10 protein-coding genes are annotated in these 10,952 nt (G+C 69.8%); 4 read left to right on the top strand and 6 right to left on the bottom strand.

The window, feature by feature from the left end; all coding sequences use genetic code 11:
• Window positions 1-16: 16 nt before the first annotated feature.
• The 5 genes from E1285_RS39115 to E1285_RS39095 all read right to left on the bottom strand — a co-directional run bounded on the left by E1285_RS39115 (window position 17) and on the right by E1285_RS39095 (window position 5,792).
• Window positions 17-715: a Crp/Fnr family transcriptional regulator gene (locus E1285_RS39115; RefSeq protein ID WP_132159652.1), complete on the bottom strand. Its 699-nt coding sequence runs from the start codon at window positions 713-715 to the stop codon at window positions 17-19.
• 324 nt (window positions 716-1,039) lie between these two features.
• On the bottom strand, window positions 1,040-1,810 hold the full coding sequence (locus E1285_RS39110) for a succinate dehydrogenase/fumarate reductase iron-sulfur subunit (RefSeq protein WP_132159651.1): 771 nt from the start codon (window positions 1,808-1,810) through the stop codon (window positions 1,040-1,042).
• Entirely contained in the window at window positions 1,807-3,819 is a 2,013-nt protein-coding gene (locus tag E1285_RS39105; protein ID WP_132159650.1) for a fumarate reductase/succinate dehydrogenase flavoprotein subunit, read from the bottom strand. Before E1285_RS39105 ends, E1285_RS39110 begins: the two co-directional genes overlap by 4 nt.
• Before the next feature lie 12 nt (window positions 3,820-3,831).
• Window positions 3,832-4,662 (bottom strand): hypothetical protein, encoded by an 831-nt coding sequence (locus E1285_RS39100; RefSeq protein ID WP_132159649.1) that lies wholly within the window; start codon window positions 4,660-4,662, stop codon window positions 3,832-3,834.
• 503 nt (window positions 4,663-5,165) lie between these two features.
• On the bottom strand, window positions 5,166-5,792 hold the full coding sequence (locus tag E1285_RS39095; protein ID WP_132159648.1) for an XRE family transcriptional regulator: 627 nt from the start codon (window positions 5,790-5,792) through the stop codon (window positions 5,166-5,168).
• A gap of 130 nt (window positions 5,793-5,922) precedes the next feature.
• Between E1285_RS39095 and E1285_RS39090 the strand changes: the two genes are divergently transcribed.
• From E1285_RS39090 to E1285_RS39075, 4 genes are all read left to right on the top strand, one after another.
• Window positions 5,923-6,501 (top strand): hypothetical protein, encoded by a 579-nt coding sequence (locus tag E1285_RS39090; RefSeq protein WP_132159647.1) that lies wholly within the window; start codon window positions 5,923-5,925, stop codon window positions 6,499-6,501.
• A gap of 5 nt (window positions 6,502-6,506) precedes the next feature.
• Window positions 6,507-7,064 carry an OmpA family protein gene (locus E1285_RS39085; RefSeq protein ID WP_132159646.1) on the top strand — a complete coding sequence of 186 codons (558 nt, stop codon included), beginning with the start codon at window positions 6,507-6,509 and terminating at the stop codon, window positions 7,062-7,064.
• Between the two features lie 5 nt (window positions 7,065-7,069).
• Window positions 7,070-8,224 (top strand): OmpA family protein, encoded by a 1,155-nt coding sequence (locus tag E1285_RS39080; protein ID WP_132159645.1) that lies wholly within the window; start codon window positions 7,070-7,072, stop codon window positions 8,222-8,224.
• A gap of 150 nt (window positions 8,225-8,374) precedes the next feature.
• Entirely contained in the window at window positions 8,375-9,814 is a 1,440-nt protein-coding gene (locus tag E1285_RS39075) for an OmpA family protein (RefSeq protein ID WP_165966940.1), read from the top strand.
• A 23-nt stretch (window positions 9,815-9,837) separates the two neighbouring features.
• Here the strand turns inward: E1285_RS39075 and E1285_RS39070 are convergent, their stop codons facing one another.
• Window positions 9,838-10,686, bottom strand: a complete 849-nt coding sequence (locus E1285_RS39070; protein ID WP_165966939.1) for a serine/threonine-protein kinase — start codon at window positions 10,684-10,686, stop codon at window positions 9,838-9,840.
• Window positions 10,687-10,952: the final 266 nt, after the last annotated feature.

Here is a 10,952-nt window from a genome sequence, read left to right as displayed (position 1 = left end):
GGCCTGGCGGGCGGGGCTAGCGGGCGTGGCGGCGGAGGGCCTGGAGGTCGTGGACGATCAGGCGCCGCCGTCCCGTTTCGATCCAGCCGTGCGCGCGTAACGTCCGCAGCGCCTTGCTGACCGCCTCCCGGGACGCGCCGACCCAGCCGGCCAGTTCCTCCTGCGACAGGTTCAGGGTGATGCGGACGCTCTCGCCGCCCTCCCCCGGGCCGGTGCACCGGTCGTAGGGCACCCCGAACCGCTCGGCCAGCTCGACCAGGCGCTGCGCGACGCGTCCGGTGGCGTCGAACATGCCGAACTCGGCGCGCTTGCGGTCGGCGTCGCGCCAGCGCTGGCACAGCATCCGCATGATGATGATGGAGACGCGGCCGTGGGCCTGCAGGAACGCCATGAACTCGTCCGCCGTGACCGCGAGCGCCCGCACCGGTTCCAGGGCCTCGACCGACGCCGAACGCGGCAGCCCGTCGATCGCGGCGACCTCGCCGAGGACGGCCCCCGGGCCGCGCACCGCGAGCAGGGCCTCGCCGCCCTGCTCGTGGTAGGCGAACGCCTTGACCCGGCCCTTCAGCAGGACGGCGACCCAGCCGGGCTCCTCCCCCTCGGTGAAAAGCGTCGCCCCTCGTTCGAAGTCGCGGACGCGGCCACGTGATTCCAGATCCGCGCGTTCGGCCGGGGTGAGATCGGCAAGGAACGAGCCCGGTTCGAGGGCGCTCATGACCACCACGCTAAGGGTCCCCGGGCTTTCCATGACCCTGGGAAACAATCACGGATTCATCACGCGTTGTGTGCACTATTCCCTACTCGAATGGCCGGGGACACGCGAGTGTTGGACGCGGCGTGTGCGGTCGGCAGGCCGGCCGGCGTCCACGGCGTTCAGGGGAACGGCGAAACGGCGGGCGGCGGTCCGGGGGCACGCCGCCCGCCGTGTTCGGGAGCGCCGCTTGCCAGAGCGCCGTTCCCGAGGCGGTAACGCGAACGTCCCCCGTCGCGCGGGGCGGCGGGGGACGTTCGCGAAAGCGGCCGGAACGGCCGGGCCGGGTCAGGCGGACGGGGTGTCCTGGCCCTTCCTGACGATGCCGAGCTTGCTGCCGAGCCACACGACCGGGTCGTACCTGCGGTCCACGACCCGCTCCTTCATCGGAATCAGCGCATTGTCGGTGATCTTGATGTGCTCGGGGCAGACCTCGGTGCAGCACTTGGTGATGTTGCAGAAGCCGAGGCCGTGGTCGTCCTGCGCGATGTTGCGCCGGTCGGCCACGTCCGCCGGGTGCATCTCCAGCTCGCCGATCCGCATCAGGAAACGCGGGCCCGCGTAGTTCTCCTTGTTCTCGTCGTGGTCACGGATGACGTGGCAGACGTCCTGGCACAGGAAGCACTCGATGCACTTGCGGAACTCCTGCGAACGCTCCACGTCCACCTGCTGCATGCGCAGCTCACCGGGCTTGGCGTCGCCCGGGTCGAACGACGGGACCTCGCGCGCCTTCTGGTAGTTGTACGACACGTCCGTGACCAGGTCGCGGATGACCGGGAACGTGAGGACCGGCGTGACCGTCACCGTCTCGTCCGGGTCGAACGTCGACATCCGGGTCATGCACAGCAGCCGCGGCCGGCCGTTGATCTCCGCCGAGCAGGAGCCGCACTTGCCCGCCTTGCAGTTCCACCGGACGGCGAGGTCGGGAGCCTGCGTGGCCTGCAGCCGGTGGATGATGTCGAGGACGACCTCGCCCTCGTTCACCTCGACGGTGTAGTCGACGAGCCCACCGTCGCCGTCGTCGCCGCGCCAGACCTTGAACTTGGCCTCGTAGCTCACTTGTCGCCCTCCTCGTCCTTCTTCTCGGCGGCGGACGCGGCGGTCGCGCCGGAACCGGCCGCGGCCTCCGCCTCTTGCGTCTTGACTTCGTCAGCCAGGGCGGCCGGCAGCTCCTCGGCGGTCAGGTACTTCTTCAGCTCGTCGTTCTCGAACAGCCCGAGCAGGTCGTCGCGCATCGGGTTCATCGGCTGCCGCTTCAGCTCGATGTGCGGGGCGGACGGGTCGCCGGCCAGCGAGCAGACCAGGTTGATCTTCCGCCAGTCGGCCGACATCTGCGGGTAGTCGTCGCGGGTGTGGCCGCCGCGGCTCTCCTGCCGCTCCAGCGCCGCCTTCGCGACCGCCTCCGACACCAGCATCATGTTCCGCAGGTCCAGCGCGAGATGCCAGCCCGGGTGGTAGCCGCGGCCGCCGTCGCCCACCGCGACGGCGTCGACGCTGACGTTCGCGACCCGCTCACGGAGCTTGCCGAGGGACTCCAGGGCCTGCTTCAGCTCCTCTTCCTTGCGGATGATGCCGACCAGCTCGTTCATCGTCTGCTGCAGCTCGGCGTGGACGGCGTAGGGGTTCTCGCCGCCCTCCCGCTCGAACGGGGCGATTGCCTCGGCCGTGGCCGCCTCGATCTCGGGGTCGGTGACGGCGGGACGCTCGTCCAGGCCGTCCACGTACTCCGACGCGCCGAGCCCGGCCCGCCGCCCGAAGACCAGCAGGTCCGACAGCGAGTTGCCGCCGAGGCGGTTCGAGCCGTGCATGCCGCCGGAGACCTCGCCCGCGGCGAACAGCCCCGGCACGTGCGCCGCCCCGGTGTCGGGGTCGACCTCCACCCCGCCCATCACGTAGTGGCAGGTCGGGCCGACCTCCATGGCCTCCTTGGTGATGTCGACGTCCGCCAGCTCCTTGAACTGGTGGTACATCGACGGGAGCCGCTTGACGATCTCCTCGGCGCCGCCGGGCATCCGGTCGACGACGGTGAGGAAGACCCCGCCGTGCGGCGATCCCCGGCCGGCCTTGACCTCGGAGTTGATCGCGCGGGCCACCTCGTCGCGCGGCAGCAGCTCGGGAGGGCGGTTGTTGTTGTCCGGGTCGTCGTACCAGCGGTCGCCCTCCTCCTCCGTGGTGGCGTACTGGGTCTTGAACACCTCGGGGATGTAGTCGAACATGAACCGCTTGCCCTCGGAGTTCCGCAGGACGCCGCGGTCACCGCGCACCGACTCGGTCACCAGGATGCCCTTGACGGACGGCGGCCAGACCATGCCGGTCGGGTGGAACTGCACGAACTCCATGTTCAGCAGCGTCCCGCCCGCCAGCAGGGCAAGCGCGTGGCCGTCGCCGGTGTACTCCCAGGAGTTGGACGTGACCTTGAACGCCTTGCCGATGCCGCCGGTCGCCAGCACCACCGCGGGCGCCTCGAACACGACGAACTTGCCGGTCTCGCGGACGTAGCCGAACACGCCGCAGATCTTGCCGTCGTCGTCCTTCAGCAGCCGGGTCACGGTCGTCTCGGACCAGACCTTGAGCCGGGCCTCGTAGTCGCCGTGCTCGGCGTGGTCCTCCTGCTGCAGCGCGACGACCTTCTGCTGTGCGGTGCGGATCAGCTCCAGGCCCGTCCGGTCACCGACGTGCGCCAGCCGCGGGTACTCGTGCCCGCCGAAGTTGCGCTGGCTGATCTTGCCTTCCTTGGTGCGGTCGAACAGCGCGCCCCACAGCTCCAGCTCCCAGATCCGGTCCGGGGACTCCTTGGCGTGCAGCTCCGCCATCCGCCAGCTGTTCATGAACTTGCCGCCGCGCATCGTGTCGCGGAAGTGAACCTGCCAGTTGTCGTTGGAGTTCACGTTGCCCATCGCGGCCGCGGCCCCGCCCTCGGCCATCACCGTGTGGGCCTTGCCGAACAGCGACTTGGAGATGATCGCGGTCTTCTTGCCCTGGAGGCGCGCCTCGATCGCCGCGCGCAGTCCGGCACCGCCGGCGCCGATCACCACGACGTCGTACGAGTACCTCTCGATCTCAGTCATGATTCCTTGGCCTCAGTTGAAGATTCGCAGGTCGGAGATGGTCTCGCTGGCGACCAGCATGATGTAGAAGTCGGCCACCACCAGCGAGCCCAGCGTGATCAGGGCGTACATGCCGTGCTTCTCGTTGAGCTTGGAGATCCAGCCCCACATCCGGTAGCGGACGGGGTTCTTGGAGAAGTTCTTCAGCCGTCCGCCGACGATGTGCCGGCACGAGTGGCACGACAGGGTGTACAGCCAGAGCAGGACCACGTTCGAGACCAGGATGAGCGTGCCGAGCCCGATGCCGAACCCGCCGTCCTTGCCGTGGAAGGCGAGGATCGCGTCGTAGGTGTTGACGAGGGAGATCAGGACGGCCGCGAAGAAGAAGTAGCGGTGCAGGTTCTGCGCGATCAGCGGGAAGCGCCGCTCCCCGGTGTACTTGCTGTGCGGCTCCCGCACGGCGCACGCCGCAGGCGACGCCCAGAACGAGCGGTAGTACGCCTTGCGGTAGTAGTAGCAGGTCAGCCGGAACAGCAGCAGGAAGGGCAGCGAGATCGCCGCGAACGGGATCCAGCCCCGGGTGCTCTCTGGCAGGAACGTCCCGAACAACGCCGCGCTGCCGCTGTGGCCGTTCACCGTGACGTCGTTGCAGATCTCGTTGAAGCACGGCGAGTAGAACGGCGTCAGATAGTGGAACTCCGGGACGAAGAAGGCGGCACCCCAGAAGGCCCGGACGGTCGCGTACACCACCCACGCCGTGAAGATCACGAATATCGACACCGGATACAGGCGCCAGTTGTCCTTGCGGAGCGTGCGTTCCTTGATCTGGGCGCGCGATTTGGCCGGCGCCTCCACAGTGCTCATCGTTCGCTCTCCTGAGCTCGGGTCGTCGTGTCCCCGTGTCACGGTCTGAACGCACCCGTACGACCGTCGCGCCCGGCCGCCGGCCCCTCGCGCCCGAGCCGCCGGCCCGTGCACGTGAGCCGCCGGCGATGCGTCCCGGTTCCGGGCCGCGCACGGGCGACCGGAAGCAGTGCCGCATGCGGGCGGTGACGCCTCGTGTGCGCTTCTAGCGAAGCGACCTTACGCCACCCGCCGGGAGCTGTGACATACACAACAGGCAGACCCGCATGTGAGGCTGACCACAGACTTTAGCCCCCGGACGGTGTCTTGGCATCGCCCGCCATCCATAACCACTTGTTATGGTCCAGCGGAATCGAGACGAGTGCACTGGGGCATGGCCGCCGGGCCCCCGCGACGCCGCAGTGGGCCGACCACGCGGGGTGACGGCCACCAGCGGGCGCCCCCGGGCAACGGGTCGCCGAACGAGGTGACGTGTCGGCGGCGGGCGGCGCCGCGTCCCCGGGCTACGCGTTGCCGAGGATCTTCCGGATGAAGTGGGCCTCGGCCTCGCTCGCGCGGCCGTTGCCGTACACCCGCAGGACCTCGGCGAGATCGGGGAAGCGTTCGGCGATGAGCGCGGCGGCGTCCTCGATCTCGGCGGCGGAGGCGACCTCGCGCAGGACGGTCTGGACAAGGCGGGCCGACTCGGCGGGACGTCGTCCGCGGGCGGCGGGCGCGTCCCCCTCCCGCTCACCGGCCCCGGCGCCCTGCCCGCCGGTGGCGCGGCCGGTGGCCGGGACGCGCTCGGGGGTCGTCATGCGCAACCCGGAGGTGGTCGCCGCGGACTCGGCGCCGATCTCCTCCAGGCGTTCCTTGATCTCGGCGGCGGTCATCGCGCCGAAGCCGGGGCCGGCGACCAGTTCCTCGATCGCCATCAGCCGGTGCAGGACGGCCGGGTTGCTGATCTTGGCCCGCTGGCCGGACATCAGCTGGGAGAGCATCGGCGCGGACAGGCCGAGCACGCCGGCCAGGCCGGACTGCGAGAGCCCGAGCCGGTCGAGGAGCGGGCGGACGCGGTCGCCGAGCGGCTCGCCGTACCACTCGGTCTGCAGCGCGCGATTCCGGACCACGGTGTCCTCGGCGACACTCAACCCGACCAACCCCTTGACGATTCGCAGGTGCAAACACTATATTCGCGGACGCACACGTTGACGTGCTCTTCAGTGTCATAGTGCCACGGAAATGATCGTTTGCATATGCGACAAACCGGAAGGATCGGCTATGCACCTGTCACATCGCCTGGCGACCGCCGCGGCCGCGGTACTGCTCCTCACCGGCGGGCTGACCGGATGCGCTCTGACCGATGGCGGCTCCGACTCCTCGTCCGGCGAAGAACGGGATGGCGGTTCGGCGGCGGAGTCCGTCAAGGGCGGCAAGCCCGGTTTCGACGAAGCCGGCACGCCCGTGACCAAGGGCACCTTCGACTCCCCGATCGCAGCCGGGGCCAAGATCGACATCGCGATCATGGGCATCAGGGTCCGCGGCAAGCTGGCGACCCTCTCCACGCAGTACACCCCGCGCATCCCCCCGGGCGGTGAGGACAACCCCAACCCCTACGAGCTGAACGGCCGCAACGGCCTCGGCACTTCGCTGATCGACCCCGTGAACCTCAAGCGGTACGTGGTCGTCAAGGACTCCAGTGGCGACGAACTGGAGACCGACGACATCTTCACCCACATCGCCAACAACCACACCGGCACCTTCTCCTACACCTTCGCCGCCCCGCCGGAGAACGTGGAGGCCGTGGACGTGCAGATCGGCGCGTGGCCCACCTTCCGCAACATCCCGATCGAGCGGTGACCGGCATGCGAAGGACCATTCTCGTCACGGGCGTCCTGGGCGCGGCGCTGGCCATCCCCTCGGTGGCAGGAGCCGAACCGGACGTCCCCGACGCCGGCATTCGCAAGTCCGTCCACACCATCGAGCCGGGAAAGTTCGTTCGCGGCATCGACCTGTCGAAAGCCGTCGTCCCGCTGGAGACCGAGGAGGACAATGGCCGGCAGGTCACCGTGCGCCTCTCGGCGGACGTCCTGTTCGACTTCGGCAAGGCGACGCTCACCCGCACCGCCGAACGGCGCGTCAGCGAACTCGCGGAACGGCTGCGCGATGTCGGCGGCACCGTAGAAGTATCCGGCCACACCGACTCGGTCGGCGACGACGACTACAACCTGACCCTCTCGAAGCGGCGCGCCGAGGCCGTCAAGGCCGGGCTGGAGCGCGCTCTGGGAGGGGCACGCATCCGGATCGAAGCCAAGGGCCACGGCGAGACCGAGCCCGTCGCCCCCAACGAGAAAGGCGGCGACGACAACCCCGACGGCCGCGCGAAGAACCGCCGAGTCGACATCACCTACGAGAAAGGGTGAAAGCCGTGAAAGGCACGTTACGCATCATGGCCGCGGCGCTGCTCGCCGGCCTCCTCCTCTCCTCATGCGGCGCCCTCGGAGACGACGAACCTCCGAACAGCAAGGCAGGTGGCACGTCCACCGGCTCCGCGTCGCCCTCCGCCGCACCGACCTCCCCCGGGCCGGAGCCGACGAGCTGCCCGAACGGCGGCGAACTGATCGAGGCCGTGGAGATCCCCGCCGTGCACGCCGACCCCGTGCGGGTCCCAGAGGCTTCGATCAGCGGCCAGAAGGTCCCGGCCGTGACCGTCCCGGGCGTTGACATCCCCGCCCAGCGCGTCCCGGCGCAGTGCGTCGAACTCAAGCCCACCCCGGGCGGCTGCCTCGGCGCGGTCGCCATCCCGGGAGCCTCGATCCCGGCGGTGAAACTTCCCGGGGTAACGCTTCCCGGTGTCAAGGCCCCAGGGATCGATCTCCCGCCGGTGACGCGCTCAGCGATCTGGCGCGACGCCGTGTCGCGATCCCCCGTCACCCGGCAGGAGGTGTGCCAGAGCAAGCCGTCCGAGGAGGGGCAGTACGTCAGCTCCGTGTACCGCAGTCCCCTCTACCGCAGCCCCCTCTACCGCAGCCCGGTGTACCGGAGCCCGGTCTACCGCGCACGCACCTGTAATGACAAGGGGGAATGCATCCCGGCGGTCAGTGTCCCCGGAGTGTCGGTGCCGGGGGTCAGCGTTCGCGGGGTCAGCGTTCCAGGGGCGTCTCTCAAGGCGTACAGGGCCGGGCCCGGACAGGTCATCAAGGGCGACGGCAGCATCGCCTACAACATCGAGGCGGACGTCCTCTTCGACTTCGGCAAGGCCGACATCAAGCCCGACGCCGCGAAGGGCCTGGAAGAGCTGGTCGCCTCGATCCGCAAAGAGGTTCCGTCCGGCGCGCCCATCCAGGTCGACGGCCACACCGACTCCAAGGGCGACCCCGCGTCCAACAAGACGCTGTCGGAACGCCGCGCCCAAGCGATCGTCGACTGGCTGGTCACCGAGGGCGGCATCGACCGCTCCCGCCTGAAAGCCACCGGCTACGGCGAATCCAAGCCGGCCGCCTCCAACACCAAGCCGGACGGTTCCGACGACCCCGGCGGCCGCGCCAAGAACCGCCGCGTGGTCGTCTCCGCCACCAGGTAATGCCAGAAAGGTGCCCTAATGCGTACTGGAAGGTTCGTCAGCGTCTTATTCCTGCTCCCGATCGCGTTGGCGGGATGCTCCGGCAACGGTGAGGAGAAGCCGACGACCCGGGAGACGGCGGCCGAAAAGCCGAAGCCTTACACCGGTCCCATGGCCAAGGAGGCGTGGTCGGCGCTGAACGGGGGCCATTCACGGATCGAGATGAAGCAGGTCGAACGCCACGGCGACCGGTCCGTGCTGCGCTTCTACCTGACCAACCCGGGCAAGGAGCCGGATCACTACTCCTTCGGAACCTCGATCGCCGGCTCGGCGTTCGGCAACCTGCACTTCATGCTGGTCGACCCCGTCGGGCAGAAGGCGTACACGCCCTTGTACGACGACAACGGCAACGGCAAGACCGTCGGCAGCGACCTGTTCGTCACGTCCGCCCACCCGGGCGCCCGCTACGAGACGATCCTGGCGTTCCCGCCCCTGCCCGAGTCGCTGGACCGCATGACGGTCATCACGCCGACCACCGCCGGCGAGTTCACCGGCGTGCCCGTCGTCGACGGCCAGGGTCCCGTCAAGCCGACCGCGCCGGCGCCCGGCCTCACCGACAAGCCCGCTCCGGGCAGCCGGGTGGCCTGGCCGGTACGCGGCCTGGACTCACCGGCGAAAGGCGGCGTCCACGACCTCTACGGCATCACCGAAGGGGACGTGAAATCGACCACCACCAGCGGCTCGGAAGAGAAGGTCGGCCTGCGCGCGGACGTCCTGTTCGAGTTCGACAAGGCCACGCTCACCGGCCGGGCGAAGACCGTCCTGGACCAGGTGGCGGCCGAGACGAAGGCGAAGGCCGACCCGGCCAAGCCCCCGGTCCTGATCACCGGCCACACCGACGGCAAGGGCACGCCCGAGTACAACATCTCGCTCTCCAAGAGGCGAGCCGACACCGTCCTCAAGGAACTCCAGGCCAGGCTCGGCACCGCCTACCGGTACCAGGCCGAGGGCAAGGGCGAGACCGAGCCCGTCGCGAAGGAGAACGGCCCCGACGACGAGAAGGCCCGCCAGAGGAACCGCCGGGTCGAGATCTCCTACCAGATCAAACAGCGGACGACCGAGACGAGTACGACCACGTCCCGCGAGGAACAGGAACGGCGCGGCGGCACCGCCGGCCCGCCGGCCCCCTTCCGCCCGGACGGCCGCACCGTGGCCGGCCGCTCCGCGACCTTCGGCGCGGGCAAGGGCGACAAGCGCCGCATCGACGTGAAGCCGTTCTACCGCGACGGCGCCTACCTGGTCGCCGTGTTCGACATCGTCAACCTCGGCCCCGACGGCGGCCCCGGTCCGACCGAGAACTACTCGTCGTCCGGCGGCGGCACCTTCGGCGACTTCACGGTCACGGACCCCACCACGCGCACCGTTTACCGCGGCGTCCGCATGGGCGAGGACGGCGGCGACTACATCGACCCGGGCTGGTCCGCCTTCAGAACCGAGCCCGGGACCGGCAATCGCGGCTTCTTCTACGTCCCCGCTCCCCCGCAGACCGTCAAGAGCGTCACCTTCAACGCGGGTCCCTTCGGCCAGATCCCCGACGTCCCCGTCCATTGACCGGCGCCGTCCCGCCGGGCCGGTCAGCGGGGTGGCGGGCCCAGGTGGTCGAAGATCTGCAGGGGCTCGCCGTCCAGCGTGCGGACGGGGAAGTACAGCTGGAAGCCGCAGGCGGCCAGTGCCCGGCGGGCGGCGTCGGTGCCGGGCGGACGGCGTGCCGGGTCGGCGGCGCAGAGATGCGCGACCACCGCCCACAGCCTCGGCGGTACGCCCGGCGGCGGCGCCCCCACCCGCTGCCGGGGTTCGGGGTCGCCGGCGCCGGTCAGCATCCGCCAGCAGACCATCCCGGCGGCGTACAGGTCCTGCTGCGGCCCCGGGCGGTTCCAGTCGAGCACCTCGGGCGCCAGGTATCCCGGCGTGCCCACGGTGAAGCCCGTCGTGGTGAACCGCGTTCCGTCGTCCTCCAGCGCGATCCCGAAGTCCGCCAGCCGGACGTGCGGTGCCCCGACCGGGCTCGGCTCCAGCAGCAGGTTGGCGGGCTTCACATCGCGGTGCACCACCCCGGCCCCGTGGATGTGGCTCAAGGCGGCCAGCAGCTGGTCCAGGACCTCGGCCGCGTACGCCGGCGGGAGCCTGCCGTAGTCCCCGAGGAGGGTCTCCAGCGAGCCGCCGCTCACCAGGTCCATCGCCAGGAGCACGTCGTCCTGGGTCGTGCAGGACGCGTAGGGCGTCAGCACGTGCGGGTGCGCCAGCCGCAGCGCCCGTTCCCGGACGACCCGCGCCATGGACGTGGGGCCGCGCTGCCGGACGAGCTTGGCGGCGCAGTAACGCCCCTCCCCGTGGTCGTACGCCCGCCACACACGGCTCGTCCCTCCGCTGCCGATCCGGTCGAGCATGGTGAACCGACCGCCGATCACCCACCCCGCGTTCACGGCAACGATCGTACGGAACGGACAACCCCTCCCGCGGCCATCGACCGCGACTTTCCTCCCTTTTGTGAACACAACGGGCATGTCACGTGTCCAACACAGTGGAGGTGCACGCTCCCCGTGAATCCCACCGCCTTCCTAGACTGACGGACGACGCAAACCAGGCGCCCTGACAGGGCCCGCGCCGAGACGGGACCGATGAGCGACAAAGACCCCGACCGCGACGATCTCGCGGGGGATGAAGCCGCCCACACCGCCCCTGCCGACCC

Origin of the sequence: Actinomadura sp. 7K507 (assembly GCF_004348425.1) — a bacterium.
Taxonomy (GTDB): domain Bacteria; phylum Actinomycetota; class Actinomycetes; order Streptosporangiales; family Streptosporangiaceae; genus Spirillospora.
This window is presented reverse-complemented; position numbering and strand designations above follow the sequence as displayed.